This is a genomic window from Streptomyces odontomachicola, from assembly GCF_039605595.1.
Classification (GTDB): domain Bacteria; phylum Actinomycetota; class Actinomycetes; order Streptomycetales; family Streptomycetaceae; genus Streptomyces.
On record NZ_JBCFOK010000001.1, the window covers coordinates 351,346 to 367,165 of the forward strand.

General features: G+C 71.3%; 14 protein-coding genes, 1 tRNA gene and 1 pseudogene. 10 read left to right on the forward strand and 6 right to left on the reverse strand.

What is annotated here, in order from left to right:
* The first annotated feature begins 11 nt into the window (after positions 1 to 11).
* The gene (locus ABEE00_RS01700) at positions 12 to 413 is read left to right on the forward strand and encodes a hypothetical protein (protein ID WP_345743344.1); all 402 of its coding nucleotides are present in this window, start codon (positions 12 to 14) and stop codon (positions 411 to 413) included.
* A gap of 531 nt (positions 414 to 944) precedes the next feature.
* Here the strand turns inward: ABEE00_RS01700 and ABEE00_RS01705 are convergent.
* Positions 945 to 1,421 carry a hypothetical protein gene (locus ABEE00_RS01705; protein WP_345743345.1) on the reverse strand — a complete coding sequence of 159 codons (477 nt, stop codon included), beginning with the start codon at positions 1,419 to 1,421 and terminating at the stop codon, positions 945 to 947.
* Between the two features lie 152 nt (positions 1,422 to 1,573).
* Positions 1,574 to 1,649 (reverse strand) — tRNA-Arg (locus ABEE00_RS01710).
* Positions 1,650 to 1,801: 152 nt separating this feature from the next.
* On the opposite strand from ABEE00_RS01710, the gene arsM reads away from it, so the two are divergent.
* Positions 1,802 to 2,569 (forward strand): arsenite methyltransferase, encoded by a 768-nt coding sequence (gene arsM / locus ABEE00_RS01715; protein WP_345743346.1) that lies wholly within the window; start codon positions 1,802 to 1,804, stop codon positions 2,567 to 2,569.
* Positions 2,570 to 2,595: 26 nt separating this feature from the next.
* Here the strand turns inward: arsM and wrbA are convergent, their stop codons facing one another.
* Positions 2,596 to 3,222 carry an NAD(P)H:quinone oxidoreductase gene (wrbA, locus tag ABEE00_RS01720; protein ID WP_345743347.1) on the reverse strand — a complete coding sequence of 209 codons (627 nt, stop codon included), beginning with the start codon at positions 3,220 to 3,222 and terminating at the stop codon, positions 2,596 to 2,598.
* A gap of 299 nt (positions 3,223 to 3,521) precedes the next feature.
* Here wrbA and ABEE00_RS01725 point away from each other — a divergent pair, with 299 nt between their 5' ends.
* The 6 genes and pseudogenes from ABEE00_RS01725 to ABEE00_RS01750 all read left to right on the forward strand — a co-directional run bounded on the left by ABEE00_RS01725 (position 3,522) and on the right by ABEE00_RS01750 (position 12,075).
* The gene (locus ABEE00_RS01725) at positions 3,522 to 4,205 is read left to right on the forward strand and encodes a TetR/AcrR family transcriptional regulator (protein ID WP_345743348.1); all 684 of its coding nucleotides are present in this window, start codon (positions 3,522 to 3,524) and stop codon (positions 4,203 to 4,205) included.
* A 101-nt stretch (positions 4,206 to 4,306) separates the two neighbouring features.
* Entirely contained in the window at positions 4,307 to 5,908 is a 1,602-nt protein-coding gene (locus ABEE00_RS01730) for an MFS transporter (protein WP_345743349.1), read from the forward strand.
* A gap of 644 nt (positions 5,909 to 6,552) precedes the next feature.
* Positions 6,553 to 7,569 carry a sigma-70 family RNA polymerase sigma factor gene (locus tag ABEE00_RS01735; RefSeq protein ID WP_345743350.1) on the forward strand — a complete coding sequence of 339 codons (1,017 nt, stop codon included), beginning with the start codon at positions 6,553 to 6,555 and terminating at the stop codon, positions 7,567 to 7,569.
* 246 nt (positions 7,570 to 7,815) lie between these two features.
* Entirely contained in the window at positions 7,816 to 8,601 is a 786-nt protein-coding gene (locus tag ABEE00_RS01740; RefSeq protein WP_345743537.1) for a DeoR/GlpR family DNA-binding transcription regulator, read from the forward strand.
* A gap of 5 nt (positions 8,602 to 8,606) precedes the next feature.
* A pseudogene (gene pfkB / locus ABEE00_RS01745) lies at positions 8,607 to 9,614 on the forward strand (1-phosphofructokinase); the annotation flags it as partial.
* Between the two features lie 274 nt (positions 9,615 to 9,888).
* Complete coding sequence (locus ABEE00_RS01750) at positions 9,889 to 12,075, forward strand: PTS fructose transporter subunit IIABC (protein ID WP_345743351.1); 2,187 nt, start codon at positions 9,889 to 9,891, stop codon at positions 12,073 to 12,075.
* A 132-nt stretch (positions 12,076 to 12,207) separates the two neighbouring features.
* On the opposite strand, the gene ABEE00_RS01755 is transcribed toward ABEE00_RS01750, so the two are convergent.
* Positions 12,208 to 13,245, reverse strand: coding sequence for a P1 family peptidase (locus ABEE00_RS01755; protein WP_345743352.1), 1,038 nt, complete (start codon positions 13,243 to 13,245; stop codon positions 12,208 to 12,210).
* A gap of 62 nt (positions 13,246 to 13,307) precedes the next feature.
* On the opposite strand from ABEE00_RS01755, the gene ABEE00_RS01760 reads away from it, so the two are divergent.
* A complete protein-coding gene (locus ABEE00_RS01760) occupies positions 13,308 to 13,499 on the forward strand; it encodes a hypothetical protein (protein WP_345743353.1) in 192 nt (63 codons plus the stop codon).
* A 52-nt stretch (positions 13,500 to 13,551) separates the two neighbouring features.
* Here ABEE00_RS01760 and mscL read toward each other — a convergent pair whose 3' ends face one another.
* Positions 13,552 to 14,115: a large conductance mechanosensitive channel protein MscL gene (gene mscL, locus ABEE00_RS01765; RefSeq protein ID WP_345743354.1), complete on the reverse strand. Its 564-nt coding sequence runs from the start codon at positions 14,113 to 14,115 to the stop codon at positions 13,552 to 13,554.
* Positions 14,116 to 14,569: 454 nt separating this feature from the next.
* On the opposite strand from mscL, the gene ABEE00_RS01770 reads away from it, so the two are divergent.
* Entirely contained in the window at positions 14,570 to 14,935 is a 366-nt protein-coding gene (locus ABEE00_RS01770; protein ID WP_345743355.1) for a hypothetical protein, read from the forward strand.
* A gap of 107 nt (positions 14,936 to 15,042) precedes the next feature.
* Here the strand turns inward: ABEE00_RS01770 and ABEE00_RS01775 are convergent, their stop codons facing one another.
* On the reverse strand, positions 15,043 to 15,720 hold the full coding sequence (locus ABEE00_RS01775; protein WP_345743356.1) for an RcpC/CpaB family pilus assembly protein: 678 nt from the start codon (positions 15,718 to 15,720) through the stop codon (positions 15,043 to 15,045).
* Positions 15,721 to 15,820 lie beyond the last annotated feature (100 nt).

The window sequence follows — 15,820 nt, forward strand, 5'->3', positions numbered from 1 at the left end:
TGGGGGAGATCGTGGCCGGAGCTGTCACTTGGGTGACGCCCATTGCTGGACTGGTTGGGGCGTTCGTCGGTGCTTCGTTGTCCCCATGGCTGACGTCGCATCTGTCATGGCGCCGCACTAGAAAGGAAGCTTTCAATCAAGCCATCTCCGCGCTTCGCGTTGCTCAGGTGGCTAGGAACTTTCCAACCGGCGTGCATGCCACCTACCTGGGAAGCGACGATGCTGCAGCCGAGGCGTACAGCCTGAGGCTCCGGGAACGGAGTATCGACCGGTACATCGACTCCATGTCTGAGGCCAAGGTGGCACTCGCGGCACTTGAACCTTTTTACAAGGTCCGTGTTGACCTTGATGGCTGGGAGATCACCGAACCTGACGCAGAACGGATCATGCGTGAGCTGCTTCGTGCACGGTGAAGCTCGGGCTGGACTTCCGGCGCTCCGGAGGTTTCATACGGCTGGTGGTTGTCTTTCGTTGCGCTGTAGCGGAGGTGGGCTGACTATCTCGGCCCACCGCTCAACCCCAGCTCCCATCCCGTCCGCCGTCGACCCACACGCAGTGGAGCGGGCGTGGCCCCTGGTGCCCAGGTGGAGCGCGCCACTGTACGAACGACCTGGACACCAGGGGCCACGTCTGCTCGGCTTCGCCTGGGTCGACGGTGGACGGGATGGGAGCTCCTCGCAACCCCCCCCACGGTCCCGCACCCGGCAGCGTTTCCCCCGGCTCCCGGTGCCGGCCGATCCCCCGCCGGAGGCACCGTCTTTGAAGGCGAGTTGAGTAGCGCGTTAGCCCGCTGCAAGCCCCGGCCCCAACCACGTGGGCGCGCGTCGGCGCAGCGCCCGTAGCGCGGGCCGAAGGCATGAGCGCGAAGGGCAGCGGAGCCGGGAAGCGCGCCCGGCGGAGCGGAGCGCAGCCGGTCTTGATGAAGTAGGGAAAGTTCTATCGCGCTACGGCCCCGTGGCCGCCAGAGCTTCACGGTTGGCTGCGAGGCACTGCATCAGGTCGCTCATCGAGCACTCGATCCGGGCGCTGGGGATCGGATCGAAGTCTGTGATCTCCGGTGCCGTTGCACGGTAGTTGGAGGGTTCGATGCCCCACCCCTCTGCGAGGCTCCAGCCGGCCTGGACGTCCGCTGCGCACCCGTCTGCCGATGAGACACGCAGCCAGGCCGTGCACTGGTCCGAGAAGTCGTAGGGCAAGTAGGCGACGCCTCCTGCAACCCGCAGCTCGTCGACCTGCTCCAGCCATTGGTCCAGCAGGCGGGCCAGACTCGCGCCGAGGTGCCGCAGCGCGGTGGGTGACTCGTCGATGGCGAGGTAGTACGAATCGCATCGGTGACGGTACGAGGCAATACGCAATTGCAGGTCGTTGTGGGCGCCCTTCGTGGTTCGCCGCTCGAACCTGAGAGCAAGAGGCGCGGGCATGCTTCCCCTAACGTGCGGTGACGGTGAGGCGACGACCGCTGTGGCTTCGGGCATGTGGGCCCGCCCCGTCGCGGTCGTCAGTGACCGCGCGCGTTGATGTCAGCTGTAGATGCCAAAGGCCCCGGACCGTGACCGGTCCGAGGCCCTTGAACTGGTGCCCCCGGCAGGATTCGAACCTGCGACACCCGCTTTAGGAGAGCGGTGCTCTATCCCCTGAGCTACGGAGGCGGGCCGACCTCGGCGTATGCCGACGTGTCGGGGTCCGACGGATCGGGCCGGGGACAGCCTACCCGGTGTGGGGGTGCGTTGTGGAAGCGGTTCCCTGTACGGGGGTCCGGGGCGGTGCCAGAGTGGGCAGTACCGGCGAGGGGAGGCGCGTCATGGGCGACGGGGCGGGGGATGTGCTGCGGGCCCGGGTGCGGGAGCGGTACGCGCACGCCGCGCGGGCGGTCTCCTCGGGGGTCGGCGACGTGCCCTGCTGCGGCGAACCGGTGGGCGTGGACGCGGAGTTCGGGCACGCGGCGTTCGGCGCCGCGCGCTATTCGAGCGGCGAACGCGGCGAGCTCCCCGTGGGGGCCGTCGCCGCGAGCCTCGGCTGCGGCAATCCGCTGGCCGTCGCGGAGCTGCGGCCCGGCGAGACCGTGCTGGACCTGGGGTCCGGCGGCGGCATCGACGTACTGCTGTCCGCACGCCGCATCGGGCCCGCGGGGATGGCGTACGGGCTGGACATGACCGAGGAGATGCTGGAGCTCGCGCGGAACAACGCCGAGCAGGCGCGGGTGGGCAACGTCCGCTTCCTGAAGGGGCACATCGAGGACGTGCCGCTGCCCGCCGCGCACGTCGACGTGGTGATCTCCAACTGCGTGATCAATCTGTCGGCCGACAAGCCGGCGGTGTTCGCGGAGATGTTCCGGGTGCTGCGGCGCGGCGGGCGGATCGGGGTCACCGACGTGCTCGCCGAGGACCAGCTCAGCCCGGCAGAGCGCGCCGAGCGCGGCGCGCATGTGGCCTGCATCGCGGGCGCTTTGACCTTCACCGAGTACCGCGAGCAGCTCGCGCGTGCGGGCTTCGACGGCGTACGGATCACCGCGACGCACCAGGTCGCGGACGGGATGCACGGCGCGCTCGTGCACGCGTTCAAGCCGTAGGCGGGGCCTTCCCCGGAAAGCGGCTCTCAGCCGGCGATGCCGCCGTCCTTGAGGGCCGTGGCGACGCGGACGACGCGCTGCGCCTGTACGCGGGCGGCCTGCCGGGTGACGTCGTCCACCGGGCGCTCGCCCTGCGCGTCCACGTGCGAGGTCCCGTACGGGTTGCCGTCGGTGAACTTCGAGGCGTCGGTGTAGCCGGGCGCGACGACGATGCCGCCGAAGTGGTGCACGGTGTTGTAGAGCGCGAGCAGCGTGGACTCCTGGCCGCCGTGCAGGGTGGCCGAGGAGGTGAAGCCGCTGTAGACCTTGTCGGCCATCCGGCCCTGCGCCCACAGCCCGCCGAGCTGGTCGATGTACTGCTTGAGCTGCGAGGACACATTCCCGAAGCGGGTCGGCGAGCCGAAGATCAGCGCCTCGGCCCAGTCCGCGTCGTCCGGCGTGGCCTCCGGTACGTCCGCCGTCGCGCGCGCGTTGGCCGCCCAGGCCGGGTTGGAGTCGATGGCCTCCTGGGGCGCGAGCTCGGTGGCGCGGCGCAGCCGCACCTCGGCGCCCGCCTGCTCGGCGGCCGTGGCGATCTCCTTGGCGACGGCGGCGTTGGTGCCGGTCGAGGAGTAGTAGACGACGGCGAGCTTCACGGGGGTGGAGAGGGACATGGGGGCTCCGTTCCTTCTGTGGGGTGCGGGGGTTCGTGTGCCGTACGAAGGCGTACGAGGCCGTACGAGGGCGACACTAGGCACCGGTTTGCCCAATTCTGCTGCGCTATCACTCGTGGCGCAGGTCACACGCGGCGGGCGAAATAAACGGGGAGCGATTCCCCGTTCTTGTCTGCGTACGCGAAACGGGGAGGGCGTCCCCGGTTTCGGAGCGAGACGGTCCGGTGCGGATCCCCGTACGGGTTCCGGCGCCGGCGCCCGTACGGGTCAGCGCAGTCCTCACCAGCAGGGAGCCCCGCATGGCAGGCACAGCGGCACCGCACAAGGAGCGCGCCGACGCCGTGCGCAACCGTGAGCGGATCGTCGCCGCGGCCCGCGAGGCCCTGGTCGTCCACGGCCCCGAGGCGCCGCTCGACGAGATCGCCCGCGCGGCCGGGGTCGGCAACGCCACGCTCTACCGGCACTTCCCCGACCGTGAGGCCCTGCTCCGCGCCGTGGTGCTGGCCGTCACGGAACGGATCACCGAGCGGGCCGAGCGGGCGCTCGAGGTGCTGGACGAGGCGGGCGCCCCGGGTGCCGCAGACGGTGCCGCTCAGGCGGACGACGGTGTCTTCGCCGCCGTGTGCGGCTTCGTCGAGGGCGCGGTCGAGGAGCGCGTCGGCGCGCTCTGCCCCGTGCTCTCCCGTCGCTTCGACGAGGACGACCCGCAGTTCCTCGGGGCGCGCACGCGTCTTGAGGAGCGAGTCCAGGAGCTGGTCCAACGCGCCCAGGACGCCGGGCAGTTGCGGCCCGACATAGGCGTCGGGGACCTGATGGTCGCGCTCAGCCAGCTCGCCAGGCCGCTGCCGTGCACGCGCAGCGCGGAGATCGGACGCTTCATCGACCGCCATGTGCGGCTCTACCTCGACGGGCTCCGCGCCCCGGCAAGGTCGGGGCTGCCCGGGCACGCCGCCACCTTGGAGGACCTCCGCCGGGACTGCTGAGCAGAGTCCGGCGCCACGCTCCACCGCCCGTCACGGGTGCGCACCGGCGCGCCCCGTCATGCCCTTTTTCTGATGCTTCGCACCGTGAGGTAGGCACACCCATGTCCGATACGCCCACTCCGACGGCGAGCGCGGCCTCTCCCTCAGGAGCCGCCGCCCGGCTTGATCCCAGGCGCTGGACGGCGCTGGCCTTCATCGCGCTCGCCCAGCTCATGGTCGTCCTCGACGCGACCATCGTGAACATCGCGCTCCCCTCCGCCCAGTCCGACCTGGGCATATCCGACGGCAACCGGCAGTGGGTGGTCACCGCCTACGCGCTCGCCTTCGGCGGCCTGCTGCTCTTCGGCGGCCGGATATCCGACCTGTGGGGCCGCCGGCGCACCTTCGTGACCGGCCTCATCGGCTTCGCCCTGGCCTCCGCGCTCGGCGGCGCCGCGGCGAACCAGGCCATGCTGTTCGGCGCCCGCGCCCTCCAGGGCGTGTTCGGCGCGCTGCTCGCACCGGCCGCGCTGTCCCTGCTGGCGGTGATGTTCACCGACGGCAAGGAGCGCGCGAAGGCGTTCGGCATCTACGGCGCGATCGCGGGAGGCGGCGGCGCCATCGGCCTGATCCTCGGCGGCGTGCTCACCGAATACATGGACTGGCGCTGGACCTTCTTCGTCAACATCCCCTTCGCCGTGGTCGCGGCACTCGGCGCGCTCTTCGTGATCCGCGAGCCCGCGGGCGGCCGCAACCGCTCGCCGCTGGACATCCCCGGGGTGGTGCTCTCGACACTCGGACTCGTCGCGCTGGTCTACGGCTTCACCCGCGCCGAGTCGGAGGGCTGGGGCGAGGGCGGCACGGTGGCGATGTTCGTGGCGGCCGCGGTGCTGCTCGGCTCCTTCGTCCTCGTCGAGTCGCGGGTGCGCGCGCCGCTGCTGCCGCTGCGCGTGGTCGCCGACCGCAACCGGGGCGGCGTGTACGCCTCGCTGGGCCTGGCCGTGATCGCGATGTTCGGCCTGTTCCTCTTCCTCACCTACTACCTGCAGGTCGTGAAGGGGTACACGCCGGTCACCACCGGCATCGCCTTCCTGCCGATGATCGCGGGCATGATCACCGGCTCCACGCAGATCGGCGCGCGGCTGATGACCCGGGTGCGGCCGCGGCTGCTGATGGGGCCCGGCTTCCTGGTCGCCGCCACCGGCATGCTTCTGCTCACGCAGTTGGAGACGGGCAGCTCGTACGCGGGCCTGATCCTTCCCGCGCAGCTGCTGCTCGGGCTGGGCATGGGCACCGCCTTCATGCCCGCCATGTCCCTGGCCACGCTCGGGGTGCGCGCGCAGGACGCCGGCGTCGCATCCGCGATGGTGAACACTTCGCAGCAGGTCGGCGGCGCCATCGGCACCGCGCTGCTCAACACCATCGCGGCGAGCGCCACCTCCGCGTACGCCGCCTCGCACGCGGCCCGGGCGGCGGCGGGCGGCGCGCCCGCGCGGAAGCTGCTGGCCCTGGAGAGCATGGTGCACGGCTACACCTCGGCGATCTGGTGGGCCGTCGGCATCCTGCTGGTCGCCTCGGCGCTGGCCTTCACGCTCGTGACGACTCGCGGCGGCTCCGGCGCGGCCGCGGACGCCGAGACCGGGCCGAAGGGCGCCGCCTCGGATGCCGCCTCCGGCACCGACGAGGACGGAGAGCCCGACCTCGTACCGGTGATGGCGCACTGACATGGCGCACTGACCTCGATTCCACCGCCGGACCACCGGCGGGGCGGGCGGGCACGTACAGGGGTCGTGCCCGCCCGCCGTCGTGTGTGTACGGACGGAGGGCGGAGGTATGGGGGAGCGGCGGGCGTACGTGGGGGCCGCGGGGGTACATGGGGCGGCGCGCGTGGTGTGCGGGGAACGCTCGCGGACCCACGCGCGCGTACACGTGCGGAACGGGGTCTTCCGCTCAGCTTGCGCCGTTCTGCGCAACCATCCGACAGTGTGGGCCGTCTTGATGATGAGAGAGCCGCCGAGGACGTCGCTCTCGCGGGGTGAGCGGCCCGTCCACGTACGCGGCCGTGTGCGCGGCGTCACGCGGGACCCGGCGGACGCGAGCGCACGCCGGAGCGCCGAGGCCCTGGTCAGGGCCCTGATCCAGGACCTGGCGCGAGGTCACTCGCCGCCCGTGCGACCGCGTTCCCCGCCCCTCTCCGTCCGGGACTTTGGTCCTGAAGGCGGGCAGGGTACTGCATGATCGCTAAAAACTTGCGCGAGTTGGGAATTCTGTCCGGAATCCCCTCGTTGAATTCATCGGATGCGGGCACCCGGTCGGGTGTCCGACGCAGCCACCGACCAGATTTGAGTCCACTCGCAAGGGAGCACGCATGGCAACCCGTGCCGTCGCCCGTCGTCAGGCCACCGCCACCGGGGCCACCGACACGGCCAGCAGTGTTCGCACCGCAGGCAGCGAAGTCGCGGACCGCGACCTGGTCGGCATGTACCTGGACGAGATCGCCCGCACCCCGCTGCTCGACGCGGCGAAGGAGGTCGAGCTCTCCCTCGACATCGAGGCGGGCGTCTACGCCCGCCGGATCCTCGACGGCGACGAGGAGCCGCTGTCGGCCGACGCGCCCAGCGCCGGCGCGAGCCGCGAGGAGCTGGAGGCGGTCGTCGCGCAGGGGGAGCGCGCCAAGGACGTCTTCATCCGCTCCAACCTCCGCCTGGTGGTCGCCGTCGCCCGTCGCTACCCGCGCAGCGGACTCCCCCTCCTCGACCTCATCCAGGAGGGCAACGCGGGTCTGGTGCGCGCGGTGGAGAAGTTCGACTACACCAAGGGCTTCAAGTTCTCCACGTACGCGACCTGGTGGATCCGGCAGGCCATCACCCGGTCCATCGCGGACCAGTCGCGGACCATCCGCCTCCCCGTGCACCTCGTCGAGGAGCTGGGCCGCATCCGCCGCGTGCAGCGCGAGCTGAACCGCGAGTACGGCCGCGAGCCCGAGCCCGAGGAGATCGCCAAGGAGCTGAACTCCACGCCGGAGCGCGTCAACGACGTCCTGGACTGGGCCCGCGACCCGGTCAGTCTGAACATGTCGGTGGACGACGAGGGCGAGACCCAGTTCGGCGACCTGCTGGAGGACACCTCGGCCGACTCCCCGGAGCAGTCGGTGCTCACGGTGCTGCGCCGCGAGGAGCTGGACGACCTGATCGGCCAGCTCGACACCCGTACGGCCTCGATCATCAAGGCGCGGTACGGCATGGTCGACGGCCGCGAGCGCACCCTTACCGAGGTGGGCAAGCAGCACGGCCTGACCCGCGAGCGCATCCGGCAGATCGAGAAGCACGCGCTGCTGGAGCTGAAGAAGCTGGCCCGCGACACGGGCTTCGACGAGGCGGCGTAAGCGCGCCGCGCCCAGGCGGCCTGAGCGCGCCGCCACCCCACAGACGAGCCCCGCCTCCTTCCCCCGAGGGGCGGGGCTCTTTGCTGTCCGACTGCTGTCCGGCTGCTGTCCGGAAGTGCCCCGGGGCAGCGGGCTGCGTGCCCGTTTACTTCCGTGGTCGTGCCCGAACGTGTTTACTTTTCCGCACCACGGTCTTAACGTGCCGGTGAAACCACAAGACCGGGCATGGAACGGACACGTATCCACATGTACGCACCGGAGCGTCAGCAGGAGATCCTGCGCCTCGCGCGCGAGCGGGGACGGGTCGACGTACCGTCCCTGGCGGCCGAATTCGAGGTCACGGCCGAGACCGTGCGCCGCGACCTGAAGGCGCTCGACCGCGCCGGACTCGTACGCCGGGTGCACGGCGGCGCCATACCGGCCGGGCAGCTCGACTTCGAACCCGACCTCACCCAGCGCGAATCCGCCGCCACCGACGAGAAGGCCCGCATCGCCAAGGCCGCCGTCGAGGAGCTGCCGGCCGAGGGGAGCGTGCTGCTCGACGCCGGTTCGACCACGGCGCGGCTGGCGGCCGACATCCCGCTGGAGGCGGGGCTCACGGTGGTCACCCACGCGCTGCCCATCGCCGCGCGGCTCGCCGACCACCCCGGAATCGACCTGCACATCGTGGGAGGGCGCGTACGGCACCGTACGCGCGCCGCCGTGGACGCCTGGGCGCTGCGCACCTTCTCGGAGATCAACGCCGACGTCCTGTTCCTCGCCACCAACGGTTTCTCCGTCGACTCCGGGCTGACCACCCCCGACCTGGCCGAGGCCGCCGTGAAGCGCGCGCTGATCGCGGCCGCGGGCGGCGGCTCCGCCTCGGGCCGCGGACGGGTCGTGCTGCTCGCGGACTCCACCAAGTTCGGGCAGGCGCACTTCGCGCACTTCGGCGACCTGTCGCACGTCGACCTGCTCATCACCGACACCGGGCTGGCCCCGGACGACGCCCGCGCCATCGAACGCGCGGGCACCCACGTAAGGCGCGTCTGAACGAGATGAACACCCCCACCACTCCTGTCGCTTCCGCTCCCGTCGCTTCCGCCGCGGTCGGCACGATCGTCACCGTCACGCCCAACCCCAGCCTGGACCGCACGTACGAGATCCCCGGACTGGAGCGCGGCGCCGTGCACCGCGCCTCGGGCGACCGCGTCGACCCCGGCGGCAAGGGCGTCAACGTCTCCCGCGCGGTGGCAGCGGCCGGGCTGCGTACGGTCGCGGTGCTGCCCCTCGGCGGGCCCGAAGGCGCGCTGCTCGAACGGCTGCTGGCCGACCTCGGGATCGAGGTCGCCGGCGTCCCCGTACGCGGCTCGACCAGGGTCAACGTCTCCCTCGCCGAGATCACCCCCACCGGGTCCTGCGGCACCCTCACTAAGATCAACGCGGCCGGGCCCGAGATCGCGGAGGACGAGGCCGGCGCGCTGCTGGAACGGGTGCGCACCGCCGCCTCCGGCGCGGGCGCCGGATGGATCGCGTGCTGCGGGAGCCTGCCGCGCGGCCTCGCGCCGGAGTGGTACGCCGACCTCGCCACCGCCGTGCACGCCACGGGCCTGCGCATCGCCCTGGACACCTCGGGTCCCGCGCTGGCCGCCGCGCTCCCCGGCAGGCCCGACGTGGTGAAGCCGAACGCCGACGAACTCGCCGAGGCCGTCGGCCGCGCCCTGGAGACGGTCGGCGACGCGGTCGAGGCCGCCGAAGAGGTACGCGCCCGAGGCGCCCGCGCCGTGCTCGCCAGCCTCGGCGCGACCGGGCAACTGCTCGTGGACGACACCGGCACGTACTTCGGCAGCGCACCGGTCGGCGCCGTACGCAGCGACGTCGGCGCGGGCGACGCCTCACTCGCCGGGCTGCTCGCCGCCGGCGGCACCGGGCCCGCCGCGCTGGCCTCGGCCGTCGCGCACGGGGCGGCCGCCGTGCAGCTCCCGGGCAGCCAGATGCCCACGCCCTCCGACCTGCGGCCCGAGGCGGTCACGGTGACCTCCGAGATCCCTCTCGATCAGCCGCTGGGGCGGGGGCCGCAGTCTCCGTCCGCGCAGTCCGCGTCCGCGCAGTCCGCGTCCGCGCAGTCCCTGTCCGTGCAGTCCGCGTCCGCGCAGCCTTCGTCCCCGCAGTCCGCGTCCGCGCAGTCCTCCGCGTCGCAGTCCTCCGGGTCGCAGTCCTCCGCGTCGCGGCCTTCCGGCCCGCAGTCCGCCGCCTCGCAGGGTGCCGCGCAGCAGTCCCCGTCCCCCTCCCCGTACCCGCCGGGACCACAGCGCCCGGCAGCGCCAATGGAGCCGTGAGATGAGCCAGTTGATCACCGCGGAACTGGTCGACCTCGACCTCGCCGCCGACACCAAGGAAGCCGCGGCCCGCTCGCTCGCCGCGCGCATGGCCGCACAGGGCCGCGTCACCGACCTCGAAGGGTTCCTGGAGGACGTGGCCGCGCGCGAGGCGCAGATGCCGACGGGCCTGGAGGGCGGCATCGGCATACCCCACTGCCGCAGCGCCCACGTCACCGAACCCACCCTGGCCTTCGGCCGCGCCGCCGAACCCGTCGACTTCGGGGCCACCGACGGCCCCGCCGACCTGATCTTCCTGATCGCCGCCCCCGACGGCGCCGACAGCGACCACCTCAGCATCCTCTCCGGCCTGGCCAGACACCTGATGGACGAGCAGTTCACGGGAGCGCTCCGCTCCGTGAGCGATCCGGAGGGGGCGGCTGCGCTGGTACGGGGGGATGCGGGGCCCGACTCCGTGGGGGAGGGGGCTGGTGGCGCCGGCACTGGTACCGGCACCGGTACTGGTGAGGCTGACGGCGTGGGCGAGGCCGGCGGCGCTGCGGGGTCGGATGAGCCTGAGGCTTCGGGTGAGCCTGTGGGTTCGGATGAGCCTGAGGGTTCGGGTGAGCCTGCGGGCTCGGATGGTCTTGAGCCCGTCGCCGAACAGGCCGACTCCGCGCGGCCGTTCCGGATCGTCGCCGTGACCTCCTGCCCCACCGGCATCGCCCACACCTACATGGCCGCCGAATCCCTGGAACGCGCAGCCCAGGAGGCAGGTGCCGAACTCACCGTCGAAACCCAGGGCTCGGCCGGCTTCGAACGCCTCGACCCCGCCGTCATCGCCGCCGCCGACGGCGTGATCCTCGCGCACGACGTCGAGGTACGGGACCGTGCGCGCTTCGCAGGAAAGCCCACCGTCGACGTCGGCGTGAAGGCGGGCATCAACCGCCCCGCCGAACTCGTCGACGAGGTCAGGGCCAAGGCCGAACGCGGCGAGACCAGCGCCCCCGCCACCGCCTCCCCCGAGGACGACGGCGCCGAAGAGGCCGTCGAGGGCTTCGGCACCAGACTCCGCAAGTGGCTGATGACCGGCGTCAGTTACATGGTCCCCTTCGTCGCGGCGGGCGGCCTGCTCATCGCGCTCTCCTTCGCCATCGGCGGCTACCACGTCACCGAGGCCAAGTCCGTCGCCGACCACTTCGTGTGGACCGAGAGCCAGTCCTGGGCGGCGCTGTTCAACCAGGTGGGCAACCTCGCCTTCGACTTCCTCGTACCGGTGCTGGGCGGCTACATCGCCTACGGCATGGCCGACCGCCCCGGCCTCGTACCGGGCTTCGTCGGCGGCGCCATCGCCGTCAAGATCGAGGCGGGCTTCCTCGGCGGCCTCGCCGCTGGCCTGCTCGCGGGCGCCGTGGTGATGGCGATCCAGCGCGTACGCATCCCCGCACCCCTGCGCGGCATCATGCCCGTGGTGGTGATCCCGCTCATCTCCTCGGCCCTCGTCGGCACGCTCATGTTCGTCGTGATCGGCAACCCCATCGCCGTCGCGCAGAAGGCCATGACCGGCTGGCTCAGCGGCCTGACCGGCGCGAACGCCGTACTCCTCGGCCTCCTCATCGGCCTCATGATGTGCTTCGACCTCGGCGGCCCCGTGAACAAGGTCGCCTACGCCTTCGCCACCGGCGGCATCGCCACCGCCGACCCCGGCAACGGCAGCCTCATGGTGATGGCCGCCGCGATGGGCGCCGGCATGGTGCCCCCGCTCGGCATGGCCCTGGCCACCACCCTGCGCGGCAGCCTCTTCACCAAGGCCGAACGCGAGAACGGCAAGGCCGCCTGGGTACTCGGCGCCTCCTTCATCACCGAGGGCGCCATCCCCTTCGGCGCCGCCGACCCGCTGCGCGTCATCCCCGCCTCCATGGCGGGCGGCGCCGTCACCGGCTCGCTGACCATGCTCTTCGGCTGCACCCTGCGGGCCCCGCACGGCGGCGCGTTCGTCGTCCCCCTGATCGGCTCCCCCTGGCTCTACCTCGCCGCCGTCATCGCCGGCACCGCAGTGACCGCGACCCTGGTCATCCTCCTGAAGGGCGTCCGCCGCAGCACACCCGCGGTGGGAGCGGGAACGGGCACGTTCCGGGAGCCGGCGACCGGTACGGGGGACGAAGCGCGGGGGAACGAGGAGGCGGGGAAGGCGGGGGTGATGGCGTAGGGGTTGTGTTGGGGGGCTCCCCCTCCCCCCCCCAACCCCCACCCCACCCCACCCCGCCCCTCACCCCACATTTGTCATCGCCATCCCAACCCCCGTGCCCCGCACGGGGGTTGGCGCGTGTCGCCGCCCCTCTCAGTCCCCGTACAGCTCCGCGTACGACGGGAAGACGCCGCCCGCCCCCTCCCTGCTCTCCGCCGCGTGTACGGCCTTCACGATGGCGCGGGTCAGCACATCGGCTCCGGCGGCGAGAAGATCGTTCAACTCACCCTCCGCGAGCGGCCGTTCGCAGGTGGAGAGCGCGAAGATCGTGTCGCCGTCGTTCATCAGATGCACCGGCCGCACGGCGCGCGCCAGGCCGTCGTGCGAGGTCCCCGCGAGCTTCTGCGCCTGGGGGCGGGACAGGGTGGCGTCGGTGGCCACCACCGCGAGAGTGGTGTTGAGCGGCTGCACGGAGCCCGAGGTCCGCGCGGATGTCTCCTCCCGTGCCCGCGTGAGCCGGGCCTGCGCCACCGCGTGCCGCTCCTCGTCCGGGAACCGGGGTACGCCGCCGAACAGCTCCCCGTACAGCGCCCCCGTCGACGGGTCCAGCACCGAGCCCGCGGCATTCACGGCGGCCAGCGCGCTGACGGTGGAACCCGAAGCCAGCAGGGTGCTCGCCGTACCGATGCCGCCCTTCACGCCCCCGACCACCGCGCCGGTCCCGGCGCCCACACACCCCTGCGCAACGGGCGCCCCGGTGTCCGTCAGCCCCGCGGCCTCGGCCGCCTCCCGCCCCAGCTCCGCGCCCGGGCGGGCCCGCCACGTGCCCCCGCGGCCCAGGTCGAACAGCACGGCCGCCGGCACCACCGGGACCACCTGTCCCGCCTCGGGGCCCACCGGTACGCCGCGGCCCTGCTCCTCCAGCCAGCCCATCACGCCCGCCGCGGCATCCAGGCCGAAGGCACTGCCACCGCTGAGCACCACCGCGTGGATCCGTTCCACGAGGTTGCGGGGATCGAGCGCGTCCGTCTCGCGGGTGCCGGGGCCACCGCCCCGTACGTCCACGGCCGCCACCGCGCCGTCCTCGGGGGCCAGCACCACCGTGGTACCGGTCAGCCAGCCGTCTCCGTCCCGCTGAGCGTGGCCGACCCGCAGTCCCGCCACGTCGGTGAGCGCATCCTGAGTCTCCATGGGGCATGGATACCAGGGCTTCGCGGGCCGGGGGAGCCGCGGAGGCGCCGTACCCTGGAGGCATGAGCACGAGCCCGCAGCAGTCCGAGAAGCCCGACCCCGCGGCCGCGCTGGACTTCGGCGACCCGTTGTCGGCGCGCTCCTCCGACGACTCCGACCACGGCTGGGGCGAGGGAGCGTCGGGCTCCGAGAACAGCGATGGGGCGGCCGATCTCGCCCGATTCCTCAGCGAGAAGCCGCCCCACCACCTGTGACGCCGCAGGCCCCTATGACGCCACTCTGAGTGGCGGCGCCGTCCTTCCAGGGCTACTTGTCCAGCGGGGTCGCTCCCTCGCGCGGTGCACCATGCTCCGGCCCCGTGCCCGTGGTGTTGGACATCTCGCTCACATCGTCGTGCTCTCCTGTCCGCTGCAGAACCAGTGCGTCGCGGATCTCGGTGAGAAGATCGACCTCGGTGACCTCCGCCGGCGCTTCGTCCAGGCCGAGCTTCCGGGCACGGCGTTCCTTGTACCGGGCCATCGGCAGGATCATGAGGAAGTAGACGACAGCGGCGGTGATCAGGAACGTCAGTCCGGCGCTGACGACCGGGCCCCACTTGACCAGGATGCCGATCGGTTCGCCGGCCTTGTCCACGCCGCACTCGGGACTGATGCACGTCTCGTACACGTCCAGGTCCTTGGTGCCGATCGCACCGACCAACGGGTTGATCAGGCCCTTGACCACTGCGTCCACGATCTTGCTGAACGCTGTCCCGACGACAACGGCAACGGCCAGTTCGACCACGTTGCCGCGCATCAGGAACTCTCTGAATCCCCCGAGGAGACTCGTCTTCTCGGGCTGCTCGGCCTCGCCGGCCTGCTGGGTGCTCAACGGAATTCCTCTTCCCGGACCAACTGTGAAAACTCTTCGATAGGGGCTCGGTGTGCCTGAGCAGTCCGGTCAGCACAGTGCTGCCGTCAGCTGTGGCGCAGTCGCTGCGCGGTCCATTCGGGGTCGAATTCCGCGGCACCGCGAGCACGTTCAGCGCACCGCCGCCCGCAACAGTGTCGCTAGAGGCGGCCAGTTGAGCCACTCGGGCATTATGGGTCATGTGGTGCACTGAAGTTGACACTGTGGCGGCCAAAATTATGCCTCTCTCGTGGTGATTTGATCCGCGTCTCCCGCGATGTGGACATGGGCGGGGCGGCTGAGGTGCGAGCGTGCACGCTCTGGGTGTAGAAGGTGTGTAGTAGATCTCACGTCGGGAGCGCTGGTGGCCTGCCTACGGCAATTAGCCGTAAACGAGGGGAATTTCATGCTTAGGGGTGCAGGCAAGGTTTTGGCCTTGGCATCGACTGTCGTACTGCTTGCGGGTGGCCCGGCAGCGGCCGACTCCAAGGGGAAGTTCAGCGCGCCGAACGGGAAATACGCGAAGGCTTCCGGCTCCTACCAGGTCAACAATCGCGCTGGCGACGACCGTGTCTGGTTCAAGGGGAAGTTGACCAAGAAGGTGAAGAGTGGATGCGAACTCTTCCAGGCCGGGGTTCCCGGAAAGCACTGGCTGACGGTTAAGAAGAAGTGCAGCAAGGGAAGCGTCAAGCTTTACAAGAAGTACGACTACGGAAAGCTGGACTCCTACGCCTACTACCGCCTTTGCCACAGGTACGACGACTTCGTGAAGTGCGGCAAGGTTAAGCACATCAAGCTCTGATCCAGAGCCCAGCAGGTCCAGACCGCCTGCTTTCTTTGACGCGTACGCCGCCGCTGGCCGAGGGTTCGGTCGGCGGCAGCGGTGTGTCTGGCGCCGTCAGTGCGCGGTCAGCACAGTGTCACCGCCAGTCGCGAAGTGGCCGCTGCTGCGGCGAGCTCGGATGCCACCCGCCGGGAGACCTCGAGCACAACCAGCGCACCTTCGCCCGCAACAGTGTCGCCGGGCCGCGGAACTTCAGCCACTCGGACATTACGGGCCACGAAATGCGCAGAAGTTGACTCCGAACTACTCCTGTATCGGGTCGAATTGCCGGAACCGCTCGCGATGACGTCGATGCGGTCACCGGGCTCCAACAGCCGCACCGTCTCCGCGTCGGGAATCCGTACGGGCGCGGAAACCGTCACCGGGGCCTGTATGGCGTTGCTCCGCGAGGGCGCCTGCGCCGTTGAACGAGCACTGCTCTCCCGTGAGTTGCCCGGCGCCTCATCCCCGCCCCGCGCCGGGGCAGCCGCCAGAGCCGCGGCCACCATCGCCAGCCCCGCAGCCACGGCGCGCCGCCTCCCCCTCAGCGCCCGGCGCAGCGCATACCGGCCCCGACCCGCACGCACCGGCGTGAACTCCGGGACGGAACACGGCGGTCGAAGCGGCACGGGCGCCGGCCGGGAAGGGACCGGCGGTGTCGGAGACGGCGCCGGGGGAGCAGGCTCCGGGCTGTAGGGCACCGGCCGAGCCGGAGTCGGAGGGGAGAGAAGCGGGGGAGGGGGAGAGGTGGGGAACCGGGTCATGACGTACACCGCCTTCGGGAACTGCTGTCGCTCCCGACACGGTGCACGGCATCCGCCGGCTCCCGCTCAGCCAGGCCGATTCCTGTGGACAACCCGCGGG

Bases quoted from the DNA above. Each gene is read 5' to 3' on its own strand.
- arsM (WP_345743346.1), top strand. From the start codon at position 1,802: ATGGGCGACGGGGCGGGGGATGTGCTGCGGGCCCGGGTGCGGGAGCGG.
- ABEE00_RS01705 (WP_345743345.1), bottom strand. From the start codon at position 1,421: ATGCCCGCGCCTCTTGCTCTCAGGTTCGAGCGGCGAACCACGAAGGGC.
- ABEE00_RS01750 (WP_345743351.1), top strand. From the start codon at position 9,889: ATGAGCCAGTTGATCACCGCGGAACTGGTCGACCTCGACCTCGCCGCC.
- ABEE00_RS01755 (WP_345743352.1), bottom strand. From the start codon at position 13,245: ATGGAGACTCAGGATGCGCTCACCGACGTGGCGGGACTGCGGGTCGGC.
- ABEE00_RS01740 (WP_345743537.1), top strand. From the start codon at position 7,816: ATGTACGCACCGGAGCGTCAGCAGGAGATCCTGCGCCTCGCGCGCGAG.
- ABEE00_RS01730 (WP_345743349.1), top strand. From the start codon at position 4,307: ATGTCCGATACGCCCACTCCGACGGCGAGCGCGGCCTCTCCCTCAGGA.
- ABEE00_RS01760 (WP_345743353.1), top strand. From the start codon at position 13,308: ATGAGCACGAGCCCGCAGCAGTCCGAGAAGCCCGACCCCGCGGCCGCG.
- ABEE00_RS01735 (WP_345743350.1), top strand. From the start codon at position 6,553: ATGGCAACCCGTGCCGTCGCCCGTCGTCAGGCCACCGCCACCGGGGCC.
- ABEE00_RS01725 (WP_345743348.1), top strand. From the start codon at position 3,522: ATGGCAGGCACAGCGGCACCGCACAAGGAGCGCGCCGACGCCGTGCGC.
- wrbA (WP_345743347.1), bottom strand. From the start codon at position 3,222: ATGTCCCTCTCCACCCCCGTGAAGCTCGCCGTCGTCTACTACTCCTCG.
- ABEE00_RS01775 (WP_345743356.1), bottom strand. From the start codon at position 15,720: ATGACCCGGTTCCCCACCTCTCCCCCTCCCCCGCTTCTCTCCCCTCCG.